The 13,716-nt window shown below is 61.7% G+C and carries 15 protein-coding genes; 2 read left to right on the forward strand and 13 right to left on the reverse strand.

Annotation, left to right across the window (positions count from 1 at the left end; translation table 11 throughout):
• Window positions 1-8: 8 nt before the first annotated feature.
• On the reverse strand, window positions 9-404 hold the full coding sequence (locus tag O9X91_RS22125) for a hypothetical protein (RefSeq protein ID WP_244614290.1): 396 nt from the start codon (window positions 402-404) through the stop codon (window positions 9-11).
• Between the two features lie 525 nt (window positions 405-929).
• On the opposite strand from O9X91_RS22125, the gene O9X91_RS22130 reads away from it, so the two are divergent.
• Entirely contained in the window at window positions 930-1,184 is a 255-nt protein-coding gene (locus O9X91_RS22130) for a WGR domain-containing protein (RefSeq protein ID WP_142914046.1), read from the forward strand.
• A 130-nt stretch (window positions 1,185-1,314) separates the two neighbouring features.
• Window positions 1,315-1,593 carry an HU family DNA-binding protein gene (locus O9X91_RS22135; RefSeq protein WP_142781645.1) on the forward strand — a complete coding sequence of 93 codons (279 nt, stop codon included), beginning with the start codon at window positions 1,315-1,317 and terminating at the stop codon, window positions 1,591-1,593.
• Between the two features lie 32 nt (window positions 1,594-1,625).
• Here the strand turns inward: O9X91_RS22135 and O9X91_RS22140 are convergent, their stop codons facing one another.
• The 12 genes from O9X91_RS22140 to O9X91_RS22195 all read right to left on the reverse strand — a co-directional run bounded on the left by O9X91_RS22140 (window position 1,626) and on the right by O9X91_RS22195 (window position 13,385).
• On the reverse strand, window positions 1,626-1,790 hold the full coding sequence (locus tag O9X91_RS22140; RefSeq protein ID WP_162854308.1) for a hypothetical protein: 165 nt from the start codon (window positions 1,788-1,790) through the stop codon (window positions 1,626-1,628).
• Between the two features lie 347 nt (window positions 1,791-2,137).
• Window positions 2,138-2,461 (reverse strand): DUF736 domain-containing protein, encoded by a 324-nt coding sequence (locus O9X91_RS22145; protein ID WP_080855056.1) that lies wholly within the window; start codon window positions 2,459-2,461, stop codon window positions 2,138-2,140.
• A 619-nt stretch (window positions 2,462-3,080) separates the two neighbouring features.
• Window positions 3,081-3,479: a type II toxin-antitoxin system VapC family toxin gene (locus O9X91_RS22150; protein ID WP_142914045.1), complete on the reverse strand. Its 399-nt coding sequence runs from the start codon at window positions 3,477-3,479 to the stop codon at window positions 3,081-3,083.
• Window positions 3,476-3,742 (reverse strand): type II toxin-antitoxin system Phd/YefM family antitoxin, encoded by a 267-nt coding sequence (locus O9X91_RS22155; RefSeq protein ID WP_080855055.1) that lies wholly within the window; start codon window positions 3,740-3,742, stop codon window positions 3,476-3,478. Before O9X91_RS22155 ends, O9X91_RS22150 begins: the two co-directional genes overlap by 4 nt.
• Before the next feature lie 168 nt (window positions 3,743-3,910).
• Complete coding sequence (locus O9X91_RS22160; RefSeq protein WP_142914044.1) at window positions 3,911-4,177, reverse strand: type II toxin-antitoxin system ParD family antitoxin; 267 nt, start codon at window positions 4,175-4,177, stop codon at window positions 3,911-3,913.
• Window positions 4,178-4,396: 219 nt separating this feature from the next.
• Entirely contained in the window at window positions 4,397-5,101 is a 705-nt protein-coding gene (locus O9X91_RS22165) for a hypothetical protein (RefSeq protein WP_142914043.1), read from the reverse strand.
• Between the two features lie 197 nt (window positions 5,102-5,298).
• A complete protein-coding gene (locus O9X91_RS22170) occupies window positions 5,299-6,240 on the reverse strand; it encodes a DUF2493 domain-containing protein (protein ID WP_142914042.1) in 942 nt (313 codons plus the stop codon).
• A gap of 384 nt (window positions 6,241-6,624) precedes the next feature.
• Window positions 6,625-7,686, reverse strand: a complete 1,062-nt coding sequence (locus O9X91_RS22175; RefSeq protein ID WP_162520605.1) for a DUF7146 domain-containing protein — start codon at window positions 7,684-7,686, stop codon at window positions 6,625-6,627.
• Window positions 7,683-12,146 (reverse strand): strawberry notch-like NTP hydrolase domain-containing protein, encoded by a 4,464-nt coding sequence (locus O9X91_RS22180; protein ID WP_269834378.1) that lies wholly within the window; start codon window positions 12,144-12,146, stop codon window positions 7,683-7,685. The genes O9X91_RS22175 and O9X91_RS22180 overlap by 4 nt, the downstream gene beginning before the upstream one ends.
• Window positions 12,147-12,267: 121 nt before the next feature.
• Window positions 12,268-12,579, reverse strand: coding sequence for a hypothetical protein (locus tag O9X91_RS22185; RefSeq protein WP_142914039.1), 312 nt, complete (start codon window positions 12,577-12,579; stop codon window positions 12,268-12,270).
• Window positions 12,580-12,679: 100 nt separating this feature from the next.
• On the reverse strand, window positions 12,680-13,087 hold the full coding sequence (locus O9X91_RS22190) for a hypothetical protein (protein WP_142914038.1): 408 nt from the start codon (window positions 13,085-13,087) through the stop codon (window positions 12,680-12,682).
• Window positions 13,071-13,385 carry a DUF6117 family protein gene (locus O9X91_RS22195; RefSeq protein WP_244614289.1) on the reverse strand — a complete coding sequence of 105 codons (315 nt, stop codon included), beginning with the start codon at window positions 13,383-13,385 and terminating at the stop codon, window positions 13,071-13,073. The genes O9X91_RS22190 and O9X91_RS22195 overlap by 17 nt, the downstream gene beginning before the upstream one ends.
• Window positions 13,386-13,716: the final 331 nt, after the last annotated feature.

Genomic DNA, 13,716 nt, shown 5'->3' on the forward strand with positions numbered 1-13,716 from the left:
CAAGACGGTCACCTCGGGCGCCGGCGATAGCGTTCGAAGGGATCCTCGGCCCCAGGCGGGGTGATCCAGTCGACAAAGAGCGTGTAACCGAGCGCAAACGCGACAAAGCCAAGCCCCATCAGGCCAAATGCCCAGAACGGCATTCCACGGGCAGCCTCGGGATGCGCGAAGACGACGATCGACATTGGCAGCATGACGATCGCTGCCAGCACCATCATTCCAGTGAAGGGGCGAAACATACAGAGCACATAAAAGGCCAAATACCATGCGCTGTAGAGCAGCCCTCGAACGATGACGCCAAAAGTGACAAAGGGCAGCCTCACCGTGAACCGTACGATACGCCCAAGGGGACTTGGGTGAGTTTCTTCAGCAACTGGGTGGGATGAGCAAGGTTCAGCGGTCATCGATGCGCCTCCTGTTGCAAGCTGCCCGGCAAGCGCCCGGCGGAACGTGACGGTAAGATTTACTTGCTTGTTTGCGCGAGTCTAACTTCGACATAAACGCAGCACAAGGATTGGTGCGTACCCGACACGTTTTGTCCGCATGACGAGAGACAGAGAGCAATCATATTTTGGCCCAGAGGGGGCAGGGACCACTAATTGACCGGCGGCGAGCGCGGAGCCGATTTTCTGGCGCCGCCCTTTTTCTTTTTTTTTGGGGGGCGACGGAGCTGCAAACGGTCCAGTTGCCTACTGGTCGTGCCACATCGCGAGAGGATCGTTACGCGGATGCGCGGAGACCGCGTGCGGGCTCCGGGAGCGCCCCTTCGGGCGTGAGTAGAGCCGCGCCCCGCAAGGGGTCTCGCCCAACCCTTCTTGACCGAAGGTACCGGTTCGAACCCACCAATCATCACCGCAATGAATCGGTCGGGGCGGATCGATTCAAAGAAGTCGTTGGACGGGTCTCCCAAAGGAAGCGAGACTCCGGTCATGGAAAATGAGGATACAGGAACAGTTCATCTTCGCCGCATCGATCCGTCACAGAACATGCGGCGTTTCTATGTGCTCGCGATCCAGCCGACGCTCTTCGGCGGCGCATCGGTCATCCGCAATTGGGGCCGGATCGGCACGAGCGGCCAGTCGAAGATCGAAACCTTCGACAGCGACTACGATGCCGCAACTGCCGCGATGCGGCTTCAAAAGGCAAAACGCCGAAGGGGATATCGCGATGATGGTACGACCTGAAGGCAGGTGACACGACGAAAACGTCGATTTCCAGTGGATTCAGGGCGGTACCGTATTCTTTGTCCTACCATCGCCGCTGGCCGATTGCGATACAGGAAGGGATCATCAACCTGGCAAGGAGATTTCTTCCATGACGACAGCAACCGAGATCGCGGACAAGATCGCTGGCGAACAGAACCTGACCAAAGCACAGGCGAAAGCTATCGTCGACAGCGTGTTCCGGCAGATCGGCGAAGCGGCAAAGAGCGGCGCGGAGACGAACGTGCCGGGTTTCGGCAAATTCAAGGTGAAAGAGACGCCGGCGCGCGAAGGCCGCAATCCGGCGACGGGAGCGACGATCAAGATCGCAGCGTCGAAGAAGCTAACCTTCACGCCGGCAAAGGCCGTGAAGGACGCGCTCAACGGCTAAGCCGCCGAGCGCGCCAGAAGCGTGATGCCGCCCTAGAAGGGCGGCTCGTTCTTGAGGAAGGCTGCCTGCGCGGCCCAGAGCATCTCGCGCTCGGCCAGTGCCTTTGCCAGTTCCTTCTCGATCCAGCGGCGCTCGTTGCGATGGACGGCGTTCCGCAGTTCGGCGCGCAGTTCCTCGATGTGCTGATCGATCGACATTAGTCATCTCCTTGATGTTTGTGAAAGACGCCGCTCGCGGTCATGGCGGGCCGGAGGGGTCAAGGAGCGCGGAACGCGACCGCCGGAGGCGGCGAGTGGGGGAGCCGATTTTCTGACGCGGTCCCGCAGGGGCTGTGGCTGAAAATTGGGGGAACCGCTCGTCCTTGAGGCATTCGGCCCGCCATGGCACCCTCGGACGGACTGAGCAGACAGAGTTTGGTTTCGTTTGGCACCGAAGAGGAGCGGAAGCGGGCTCGATGCCCGCTTCCGCTCCAATGACCACGGGGATCGGTCAGCGCCAAAATGCCGAAGCCGGCCCCGATCGCTCGGGGCCGGCTACTTGCCGCTCAGTTCGGGTTGTTCCAGAGGATCACCTTCTTCGCCGGATCGCCACCGGGGGCCTGTGCGAGATTGCCGAAGATCACCCCGATCTCGGGCGCCTCCAGCTTCACCGAGAGGTATTCCTCACCGGTCTGGCGGGCGATGCGGTTCCAGCCTGCGCCGATCTCGAAGCCGGTCCGGCGGTGGATGACGCGGAAGTCGGGCGCTTCCTCGCTTGCCTTCTGGGCGTTCGGGACGATGGCGATCGGTGCGTTGACCCGGATAGTGGCGAAAACGCCTTCGAGGCTGCCGTCGGTCTTCTGTGTCAGGGTTGCGATCGTGGTGGCCATGGTATTGTCTCCTTCGGTTGCTCGGGACCATTCCCGATGGCGCACGAAGAGACGGCCGCCTGCTGCGGTCAGCTCGCCAGAAAATTTTGCAAAATTGTATTTTCTGCCAAGACAAGAAACCGAAATAGAATTTTGCAAAAATTTCGGGCGAGTCTTACCCCTTCAGGGGTTGGCCGCAAAAGCAGGCGGCCGTCTATACGAGCGACATACAACGGGAATGGTTCGGGGCAATCGAAGGGCAAGAAACCATCATGGCTGCCCGGTCCGGCGCTGTGCGATACCGCCGCACCCCTCGCGTGCGCGCCTTCGCCACTATCCGCTTCAACGCCACCTCCTGGCGACTGCTCCCGATTCAAAAGACATGCGATGAGGCTCCCACCTCGCCATGCCTTCGGGGGCGGAACGATCGGCACCGCGACCGTCTTGCCCCTTGCCGACCGTGCGGCAACATCTGGTGGCGCTGCGCGCGCCCGATATCCGATGCGCGATCTTTGCCAGCTTGCCCGGTTATCGCTCGTTCATCCGGACAGTGAACCCTCTGGCACGCTGCCTACCGGCAAGCCAGCAGTACCGAGCGAACTGGAGCGGCTTCATCGACGGTGCCCAGGCCCGTCGGAGATCACAAAGCGACAGGATCCGAGCAAGTCACTAACGGAATGCCGTAAAGCGGAACATTCTGATCCTGCGAAACGAAATGCGCCTCCTCTGCCACGGCCTGGGCCATGAGGAGATGATCGAAGGGATCACGGTGATGAAGCGGGAGAGCAGCAAGAGCGATAAGATGTGCGTCTGTGATATCCAACCGATAGAAACCCTGAATCGGCAAGATCGCAAGAATCTCTTCTATATCGGCATCGAGCTTGCCGATCCGCAGCTTCACGGTGATTTCCCAAAGGGAGACAGAGCTGACGAGGACGTCGTTCTCAGGATCGCCGATAAGGCTACGCGCATGGTTCCCCAGCTTCTCATCGTCGTTCAGCCACCACAACAAGGCATGCGTATCGAGAAGTAGCCTCACGCCTCGTCTTCCATTGAGGCCAGAACATCCGCTGGCAGGGTGTCGAAGTCTTCGGCAACTTTAATCTTCCCGCGCAACGCGCCGGGCTTGCGAACGACAATATCCTTTGATGGCGGCCCTATTTCCGCGACGACCTTATGATGGGAGGTGAGAACAAACCGCTGACCATCCTCGACCTGTTTCAGGAAGGACGTCAGGTTGCCGCGAAATTCGCGTACACCGACACGGCGGGGGGAAGATGTCTGTTGCCGGGATTGAGGCATAGCGAAGCTCCGTTTGAATGGAAAATGTGTACACAAATCGTCAGAAATGCAAGGCTTGAGTTTTATTATTGTGCAGGCACCCTGTCGGCATCCGGTGTGGATTCTCTTTAGCGATGCAATCCGCGATTTGTTCAAAATCGCATTTCGTTTCGCCGGAAAATTCAACGATCATGTGGACTGTTCATCCTGTGCAGCCATCGCACGATATTTGGCCTCCAGGCGGTCAAACACCTCACTGGCTGGCTTCGTGCGGCCAGCGTCAGCATCGGCCAGCCCGCGCATAATCGACGCATCGAGTGCGGCCAGTTTCGTTTCTCTGTCCTGCACAAGCCGCACGCCCTCGCGTAACACTTCGCTCTTGGAGCCATAGCGACCCGTATCGACAAGGTGTTGGATATAGCTTTCGAGCTGTTTGCCCAAATCGGCACTGATCATGTCGAAATCTCCATTATTGCTCGCAAAAGATAGACGACTTATCAAACTGGTATCAATACTCGCCGCTTTTTACGTCACATGCAGGTGTGCCCAACCTGTATTGGAATTTGTCATGCCCTGCACGTCACACCAAGCTATGAGGCCTGGTGCTCGTCATCACCAATCTCGGCAAGTTCAGTTGTGTAGGCAGATTGCGCGTTGAAGACTGGTCGACTGAAGTCAACGGAGCGTTGTTAACCAGCTCCCTATTCTGTGCGCTCTGTTCGCGAAATCCGCCTTGATGCCCTCGGCAAAGAGCAGAAACATTGCGTCGATCAAAACAAGCAAGACCGCGATAGCGCTCAGAATAACGGTCATCCATCCGAGAGCGACAGCGATAGTAATCGCAAAAGCAGGCTGTCCGAGTGCCGATCCCCATAGATCGGCATTGCCGACAATCAATCCGAAGGCGAGAAGGATCAGCGCGGAAGGCATTGCTCCCACCAACAGTAGCAGCACCTCGATACACCGCAGCGACGGCGAGACAGCGCTATGCCTCATCTGCCACGGAAAACGGAAGCGTATTGATGATGCCGGATTCTCGAACCGAGTCTCAAGATACCTGCGCTTGAGTTCGAGCAGAGCCGATATGAACTTGCCGATCAACGCCGCAGCTATGCTCGCACCACGGTTATAGCGACCGTCCGGCGAGGTCGTCAGTGCGATCACTGAGCGAAGAATACTCGCCAATACAAGGACCCACATGCCGACCGTTGCTGCAGTCGCCAGCCACGATGGGCTCTCCTGTTGCCTGAACACAAGCGCGAAATTCACAAACCCAAGAGCGCCGAGCACGACGGCTGTGCGGAATGGAAACATGACGAATATCTCCGCTTGACGAAGAGATGAGCGTCGCTGTTCAAACGATGAAACAGAGTTCGGCATGGCACCCCTCGTCAGTCATACGATATCCTGATCGAACTATAGCATCCGCAGATGCTACATCAACCATACTTGGTACCTTCAGGGGCAACGTCGACCTTCCTTGCGCGCGATAAGCCGACAGCACCGGGCCACACGATGGCCCGGGAATATTTCAGAGGCCGGCTGCGAATGGGCCGCGCGGCCTCCGAAGGGACCGTTTACGCACTGTCTCCGCCGAAACGCCAGACCGGGATGCCGAACCCGCGGGCCTTGTCGGCAAGATTGTCGGTAATCCCGGAACCGGGAAAGACGATCACACCCGCCGGCATGACCGAGAGCATGGCATCGTTGCGGCGGAACGGGGCCGCCTTGGCGTGTTTCGTCCAGTCAGGCTTGAAGGCGATCTGCGTCACCTTGCGGGCCTCGGCCCAGCAAGCGGCGATGCGCTCGGCTCCTTTCGGCGAACCGCCATGCATCAAGACCAGATCGGGATACTTGGCATGGGCCTTGTCGAGTGCGGCCCATATCCGCTCATGGTCGTTGTAATCCATGCCGCCGCCAACAGCGATCTTAGTGCCGGTCGGGATCAGCACAGCGGTCTCGGTGCGCCGGCGGGCGGAGAGAAAATCCCTGGAGTCGATCATCGCCGCGGTCATGTTGGCGTGGCTGACCTTGGAGCCGGTGCGTGGGCGCCAGGTCGATCCGGTCTGCGCCTCGAACAGATCGGCTGCAACATCGCGCATGAACTCGAAGGCGTTGCGGCGCTCCAGAAGGGTGATGCCTTCGGCGATATGGCGTTCGAGTTCGACGCTCTTGACTTCCGATCCATCCTGTTCGCGTTGGCCGGTACGCTGCGCATCTTCGTTGCGCTGAAGCTCGCGCTGGATACGCTCGCCGGCACGGTGGAAGAGATTGGGAACCGACCAGAGCAAGTCTTCGAGATCGGGTTCCAGCCGCGTGTCGCCGAGCATCTCGTAGAGAGCGTCGAAGATCGCGGTCAGCGCCGACTGGACGACCGGCTCCTCGGGAAGTGGGCGCGGGTCCGGCTCATCCTGAAAGGGGCGATGGCCGTAGAGTTGCATCTCGTAGATGAAGCGGTCGGTTGGAGAGGATGCGTGATGCGGCTCGAAGGCGTCGTCGTTAGGAAGCATGAGGGTCATGATAGTCTCCGTCGGTTTGGGCCGCGCCTCTCGCGGCCTGACGGCGATCCCTGTCCATGCGGCGGCGGGCCAGAACCGCAGCGCCCCGCGCGGCGGCCACGCAAAGCAGTGGGCCCCGCCGGGGAGGTTTTTTGTCCCGCGAGGAGCACCGGCCCCGCATCGGCCCGAACACCGGGAACCGGGTTTCGGAGCGGCCGATGCGCGAGAAGAGCCGGTGCGGGGAAAAAACCTTTCCGGCGGTGGCTGGCGGCCCGCCCGCCGCATGGTAAGGGTCGCCTCCCGGCAGGCCCGCAGGCGCGCGCCCATCCGGGCGGGGACCGGCAGGGCACCGACCTTCCCACCCGCGCCGCAGCAATCCCGCCTTACCTCCCCATCACGGCCCGATCACGCGGACAGGAAAGCCTGAGCATCCTCAGGGGCGAGTTGCGCCCGCAGATTGGCGATCAGGCGGTCCGGTCCGAGTTGGCGCAGATCCTCGTTGAAGTCGCCGAGTTGCGGGGTGAGCACGAGCGGCAGGATGCCGAGCGCCTGCGCCCGGCGGCTCAATCCCTCGATGCCGTGCCGGCCGGCGGCATCCGCGTCGGCGGCAATGTAGAGGCGCTCGCACCCGTCCGGCGGCCGGAAGGCGGCAAGGTGATTGGCGGTCAATGCCGAGACCATCGGCATGGCGGGCATCACAGCGATGAGCGAAAGAATGCTTTCGAGGCCTTCGCCGGCGGCCATGACCGGAACGGGAACATGAAACGGAAAGCGGAAGTGCACGGCATTCCCAAGCAGACCGCCGAGCGCGCGCCGGGGCGTGTCCACCTGCGCTTTGCCAATGCTGCCCGGATCGAGCCCGGAGCGATCGAGATAGGTGCGGTGCACGCCGGTGATCGTTCCGAAGCGATCGACGACGGCTGCGATCAGTGCCGGGTAACTGCTGGTCCTTCCCGTCACAAGATCGCGATAGTAGCACGATGGATGAAACCGGAGCGCGGGATGCAGAGCCGCCCGCAGGATGCCGCGCTGGCGCAGATAGCCGTCGGCCAGCGTGCCAGCAAGCGGCTGCGTCATTCGGAACAGGCGCTGCGCGCGTTCGGTTGCCGGTCTGTCGACCGGAGGATCGGCGCGGGCGTCGCCCCCGCGGGACGACGCCGGGGCGGGTTGGGGAAGACTGAGGAAACGCCGCGCCTCGTCGACCACATCGCGGAAATCCACCAGCCCGCAGGTTTCCCGCACAAGATCGAGCAGATCGCCATATTGAGCCGTCGCCGCATCGGCCCACTTTCCCTTGCGAGAGCCGGAGAGATGGACATAGAGCGACTTGCCCTTGCTGTTGGCGACATCGCCAACGACCCAGTAATTGCCGGCCCTTCGACCGGCGGAGAGATAGTGACGGCAGACCGCCTCAGCGTTCTGCGAGAGACGGTCCGCCAGTTCGGACGCGGACAACATGGCGATCATCCCCGGCCGGCGACGTCGACGATGCGATGACGTTCGATGAGGCGGGAGAGGATCCCCGGTCCCTCCTCCGACGTCGGGATGAAGAACCGGACCTTCCAGGCGATCATCTCGGAGAACAGGCCCATGGATCGTAGTCTTTCGCGCATGCCGTCGGTGAAACCAGTGAGCTCTACACGATAGTCGTTCATCACGCGGACACGCCTGAGCGTCATGTTGCCGGCAAGGGCGACCACCGCAGAGCCACCGAGCAGCGACTGCCATATTTCAGCGGCGCTGACGACCTCGGTCTGGTCGAGCCCAAAATTCCGGCAAAGCCGCGTCAGCCCCTCCGAGGAGACCAGACGTCCGACGATACGCTCGCCCTCATCAGTTTGGAGGCGATAGACCCGGCAATAATCCTGCGGCAGCAGTTTCCAGATCGGCAGCAGGAGACCCGAGACCACATGCATGGTCGATATGGAGAATTCGGCGAGACTGGCGACTTCCTCCTCCCATGCGGCCGAGAAGTTCTGTTCGTCCGCCTCTTCCCAGTTCGTTTCTTCGAGCTGGCGCATTTCGAAGCGGATCTCGTCCATCGGCCGGATAAGCGCGACACGCGGCTGGATGGAACCGTCGTCGAGCATGACCGATCGGGTCGGAACTTGCACCGCCGGGCGGGCGGACTTGCCGTTGATCATCAGAACAGCGTGCGGATCGCGCGCGGCAAGCTTCAAAGCATCGGCAAGCAGCATCGGCCTGTTGCGATCCATACGTTCGATGGTCAGAAGATGAGACTGCGCCCCGGTGACCGGATGGGTGTAGACCAGCCGCCGGTTCTTCACCGTCATACGGTCCGCCGTCAGCGTCTCCAGTCCCTTGTCATAGACACCGGCGGCGATCGCGCCCTCGATGCGCGCGGCCAGCAATTGTTCGAACGCATCGAACAGCAGGTTCTGCATGGCGATGGTGAGCGCGAGCATACGGTTCAGAAAGGTGTGGATCGGCGGCAGCTCATCCTTCAGGCCGCCCTCTTCCGCCGTCAGCGACAGGCCGGTGATCGCCTCGAATTTTTCCAGCGAGCAGCCTTCGATGCCGCCGGCATGGACGAGCTTGTAGAACTGCCGCAGCGCATCGCGGGCATATTGCGATTCGAGATTGTCTTCAGAACGGAACATCCCCTGCCCGCCGGTCTGGCGTTGCCCACGGGTGATCGCCCCGAGCGTGTCCAGACGCCGGGCGATCGTCGACAAAAACCTACGTTCGGCCTTCACATTGGTGGCGACCATGCGAAATTTCGGAGGCTGCGCCTGATTGGTGCGATGGCTGCGACCAAGCCCCTGAATGGCAACGTCCGCGCGCCAGCCGGCTTCGAGGAGATTGTGCAGACGCAGGCGCTGGTTCTTCGCACCGAGATCGGCATGGTAGGAGCGCCCCGTGCCGCCGGCTTCGGAGAAGATCAGGATCGGCTTCTCGTCGTCCATGAAGGCGCGGGTCTCGTCGAGATTGGCGCTGCCCGGCCGGCTTTCGACGGCAAAGCGGTCGATCATGCCGCCATCTTGGCGGCGAACGATGCGGCGCGTTCGGCCTGTAATCTCGGCCACATCTTCCGTACCGAATTGCTGGACGATCTGGTCGAGCGCGGTCGGGATCGCCGGCAGGCTGCCGAGCCGTTCGAGCAGATCGTCACGGCGGACGACAGCTTCGCGGCACAAGACCGGATTGCCGTCGGCATCATAGACCGGGCGCGAAAGGAGATTGCCTTCGGCGTCGGAATATTCCTCGAACAACTGGGTCGGGAAGGAATGATTGAGGTATTCGGCGACGATCTCACGCGGCGTGACATCCACCTGAATGTCATGCCATTCCTCGGTCGGGATTTCGGCGAGGCGGCGCTCGATCAGGGACTGGCCGGTGGAAATGATTTGGACAATTGCAGCATGGCCTTCTGCCACATCCGCCTTGATCGCGCTCATCAGCGCCGGCGTCTTCATCGATGTCAGGAGATGGTTGAAGAAGCGCTGCTTGGTACTTTCGAAGGCGGAGCGCGCGGCCGCTTTCGCATTTTTGTTGAGGGTGCCGCCGCTGGACGTGATGCCGGAAGCCTCCAGCGCCTGATCGAGATGCTTGTGAATGACCTGGTACGCTTCGGCATAGGAGTCGTAGATGCGGACCTGCTCCTCGGTCAGTTCGTGTTCGAGGATGTCGTATTCGACACCTTCGAAGGACAGAGACCTGGAGGCGTATAGCCCCATGGCCTTCAGGTCACGCGCGAGCACTTCCATCGTCGCCACGCCGCCGTCCTCGATTGCCGCGATGAACTCCGACCGGGTCGAGAAAGGAAAGTCCGCGCCGCCCCATAGACCGAGGCGTTCGGCATAAGCGAGCGACTCCACTTCGGATGCGCCGGTCGCGGAGACGTAGACGACGCGGGCATCTGGGAGGGCGCGCTGGAGACGAAGACCGGCGCGGCCCTGTTGCGAGGCAGACTTCTCGCCGCGTTCGGACTTGCCGCCGGCAGCGTTGGCCATGGCATGGCCTTCATCGAAGACGATGACGCCATCGAAGCCTTTTGCGTTCCCTGTCGCGGCTTCGCCGCTCCTTGGCCCTTGACCCAGCCAGTCAACGATCTGCTGAACGCGCGATTGCTTGCCCTCGCGCTCGTCGGTGCGCAACGTGGCGAAGGTGACGAACAGGATGCCCTCGTCGAGCTTGATCGGCTTGCCCTGGCGGAAGCGTGACAGCGGCGTGATCAGCAGCTTTTCCTGGCCGAGTGCGGCCCAATCGCGCTGCGCATCCTCGATCAGGGTTTCGGACTTCGAAATCCACAAATGACGGCGACGACCCTTGATCCAATTGTCGAGAATGATACCCGCCGCCTGTCGCCCTTTGCCGGCTCCCGTCCCGTCGCCGAGGAACCAGCCACGGCGAAAGCGGACGCCGCCTTCCGTCTGCGGGGTGACGGCCTTCAGATTGTCGTAGGTGGCATCGACGGACCAGTGACCCGCAAGATAGCCGGAATGCGCCTCGCCGGCATAGATCACGCTTTCAAGCTGGGCGTCGGAAAGATCCCCGCCAATGACGATGCTCTTCGGCAGATGCGGGCGATAGCTCGGTTTGGGCGGCGCGACCGAGGCCATGGCGACGGATTCGACCAGCTTGTCCGGGTGCGGTTTTGCGTCCGGAATGCGGATCGCCTGTAACCGGTAGGGTTCGTAGATGCCATCGGCGACATCGGCGCGGCCGTTTATCGTTCCGTTGCGCAATTCGTAGGAGAGCACGACGATTTCATCGTCGATCCGGGATGCGGCTGAGGCGACAGGCCGCGGCGCATGAACGGCTGAAGGGCGGCTTGCCGGGACCATCACCGCCGCGGGACGCATGGTGCCGGCGGCTTTGCGGGTGGCCATCTTCGCCGCGCAGGCGCTCAGGATTTCATTGCTCAGCGCGCCGATGGAATTCGGCGCGGTGGAGGGTGAGCGAGGCGGAAGGCCGGAGATCCAGGCGAGCAATATTTCCAGATCGGGGGCGACACCCTGCGATGCAGCGAGCTTTGCCGGATCGGCGGCGGCGATCTTGTCGATCACCGTCAGGCGGGTTTCCATCTTCGTCCCGTGGCGGGCATAGACGGAACCGTCGATCGCAGCGCTGAACAGAACCGCGCCGCGGCCCTGAAGCCGGACGAAGGCGTCGCGCCATTTGGGATTGTCGGGAGAAAGGCTGGAGCCGGTGATCGCCACCAGACGGCCTCCGGGGGCAAGCCGCGCGAAGGCGGAGGCGAGATGACGCCATGCGGCCTCAGTCATACGACCTTCGACATGAACGCCGGCGGAAAACGGCGGGTTCATCAAAACGACGGTCGGTCGAACCGCGCGATCGAGATAGTCGTCGATGTGGGCGGCATCGTGCTGCGTGACCTGCGAACCCGGAAAGAGGCGTTCCAGAAGACCGCAGCGGAGCGGCGCATATTCGTTGAGCGCGAGGCGCGAGCGAGCGAGTTCGGCAAAGATCGCCATCAGCCCGGTTCCCGCCGATGGTTCGAGCACCATATCGCCGGGCATGATGCCGGCGGCGCGGGCCGCGACATAGGCGAGCGGCATCGGCGTGGAAAACTGCTGGAGTTGCTGGCTTTCCTCGGAGCGCCGGGTGTGGGTCGGGACCAGGCCTGCGACCTTGGTCAACATGGTGAGCGCTGTCTGCGGCGCGTTCGCGCGGGCGGCAATCGCCGAACCGAACTTGCGCAGAAACAGGACCTGCATGACTTCCATCGCCTCATAGGCGTCCTTCCAGGACCAGAAGCCCGCAGCGTCCGAGCCGCCGAAGGCCTTCGTCAGGATGGTCCGGAGATCGGCTGCGCCGATGGCATGGCCGCGTTCGAGAAACGGAAGAAGCTCATGGCTGGCGTTGAGAATACTGTCCGCACGGCCGGCAGAAACGAGCGAAGTGGCGACCGCGTTTGCGGCAGGGGTCGAGATCACGTTCATGGGAGATCCTGTCGAGAGCGGGAAAGGACAAGCCCACCCGGACGCTCTCCAAGCCCCGGCAGGCTCCCCTTTCCGGCCCCTCTCTCCCTCCGGGGCGACAAAGGCGGCGGGCACCCGGCCTTTAGCGGGGCGCGAGCTTGAGGTTGCCGAACGCCGCGACGCCGCCTGCCGACACTTCATGCAGGACGGCTTTGCCACCGTCAGCGATCCAATCCGCAGCCTCAGCCGACAGTTCATGAACATGCACGACATGACGCTCCGCCGTGGCGCGTTGGCGCTCGAACGCGGTCCGATCCTCGAAGGCGTAGAGTGTGTCGCCCGGACCGTCCCAATAGACGATCGCAAAACAAACGGGCCGCACGACCTCGAAACGGAATTTCAGGAAGGCCGGCGCTGCTGCCGGCCGGTGATATTCGATTGCAGGAATGGTCATGATGCTCTCCTGAAAACGGGAAGGCCCGACGCTCCATGTGGAGCGTCGGGTCTGGCTGGAAGGGGGAAGCTGAGGTCGATCGAGCGACAGGTGCTGCCGTTCAGGGCTGGCCGATGGGCACAGCTTCGAAAAAGACTTCGTCGGTGTTGGCCTCGAACAACATCAGGATGCGGCCGTCGACGGCGACGCATTCATTGATCCAGTTGTGATCGACCTTCGTGTGCCTGCCGAACCGGTGGGCCGGCACATAGACGATCGTGAAATGCGGATATTCCCTTCCGTCCGTCGTGACATGGACATGGGAACCTTCGATCATGATGACGATTCCGCCCGTGCCATAGGACGTGCCGACCATCATGCCGGGACGAACGAGCGCGGCGACATCCGGCGCACCCGGAGGCGTCGAACGATAGCAACCCTGATCATGCGCCCCAAGTCGCGCTGAATAGAGCGAATGGGCGAGATGATGTGGCATCTCATCCGGTCGGGGTTTACGCCGGATCTGCATTCCCGCCTCCACCGTCGTCGTCGCTCGGCAACCGATCGCCGGATCGGACCTGTTGCCCAGTCAGAAAGCCTTCAGGATTGTCAGGATCGGGAGGGAAATAGGTTTCGTAAGGGTTTCCGTCGGCCAGGTGCCCAAAAGGCGTGAACACGTGGCTCGTTCCGTCACTTCCAACAGCACACAGCACGTAACGAGGCTCCCGCGTGCCGGAATCGACGCATTCCATAAGCGCAAGATTGTCGTCCGCCGCCGCGCGCAGCAGGGTCCGGAAGTTTGCTCTGACATAATTGGGTATTGCCATTCTTTTCTCCTGAAACAGAAAAGCCCGGTTTTACCGGGCAGACGGGTTGTGGATGTGCGCGGTCGGCTGCTCAGAGGCAGAAAGCGGGATCGTGCCGGACGCGCAGGCGTCGATAGGCAGGTGGTCCGTGGGGGCATTGCCGATAACCCCGGACCGAAACATGCTCTCTCCAGTCTCGGCCGGACCATACCTTTGCCGGTCGAACTCCCCTCTCCTCTTCGCTGATCGGCTTCCCTTCGTGACTGTGGCGCTCGCGGCGTTACACCCTGTTGCTCAGGGTGCAGCAGCATCCCATGCCTTACTGACTAATTTGCGGTAGTAAAATGCACGA

The sequence above is a fragment of the Agrobacterium salinitolerans genome, from assembly GCF_027498475.1.
GTDB lineage: Bacteria > Pseudomonadota > Alphaproteobacteria > Rhizobiales > Rhizobiaceae > Agrobacterium > Agrobacterium salinitolerans.

Excerpts from the sequence above, each read along its gene's own strand:
- O9X91_RS22125 (WP_244614290.1), bottom strand. The coding sequence starts at position 404 with ATGACCGCTGAACCTTGCTCATCCCACCCAGTTGCTGAAGAAACTCAC.
- O9X91_RS22130 (WP_142914046.1), top strand. The coding sequence starts at position 930 with ATGGAAAATGAGGATACAGGAACAGTTCATCTTCGCCGCATCGATCCG.
- O9X91_RS22135 (WP_142781645.1), top strand. The coding sequence starts at position 1,315 with ATGACGACAGCAACCGAGATCGCGGACAAGATCGCTGGCGAACAGAAC.
- O9X91_RS22140 (WP_162854308.1), bottom strand. The coding sequence starts at position 1,790 with ATGTCGATCGATCAGCACATCGAGGAACTGCGCGCCGAACTGCGGAAC.
- O9X91_RS22145 (WP_080855056.1), bottom strand. The coding sequence starts at position 2,461 with ATGGCCACCACGATCGCAACCCTGACACAGAAGACCGACGGCAGCCTC.
- O9X91_RS22155 (WP_080855055.1), bottom strand. The coding sequence starts at position 3,742 with ATGCCTCAATCCCGGCAACAGACATCTTCCCCCCGCCGTGTCGGTGTA.
- O9X91_RS22160 (WP_142914044.1), bottom strand. The coding sequence starts at position 4,177 with ATGATCAGTGCCGATTTGGGCAAACAGCTCGAAAGCTATATCCAACAC.
- O9X91_RS22165 (WP_142914043.1), bottom strand. The coding sequence starts at position 5,101 with ATGCCGAACTCTGTTTCATCGTTTGAACAGCGACGCTCATCTCTTCGT.
- O9X91_RS22170 (WP_142914042.1), bottom strand. The coding sequence starts at position 6,240 with ATGACCCTCATGCTTCCTAACGACGACGCCTTCGAGCCGCATCACGCA.
- O9X91_RS22175 (WP_162520605.1), bottom strand. The coding sequence starts at position 7,686 with ATGATCGCCATGTTGTCCGCGTCCGAACTGGCGGACCGTCTCTCGCAG.
- O9X91_RS22180 (WP_269834378.1), bottom strand. The coding sequence starts at position 12,146 with ATGAACGTGATCTCGACCCCTGCCGCAAACGCGGTCGCCACTTCGCTC.
- O9X91_RS22185 (WP_142914039.1), bottom strand. The coding sequence starts at position 12,579 with ATGACCATTCCTGCAATCGAATATCACCGGCCGGCAGCAGCGCCGGCC.
- O9X91_RS22190 (WP_142914038.1), bottom strand. The coding sequence starts at position 13,087 with ATGCAGATCCGGCGTAAACCCCGACCGGATGAGATGCCACATCATCTC.
- O9X91_RS22195 (WP_244614289.1), bottom strand. The coding sequence starts at position 13,385 with ATGGCAATACCCAATTATGTCAGAGCAAACTTCCGGACCCTGCTGCGC.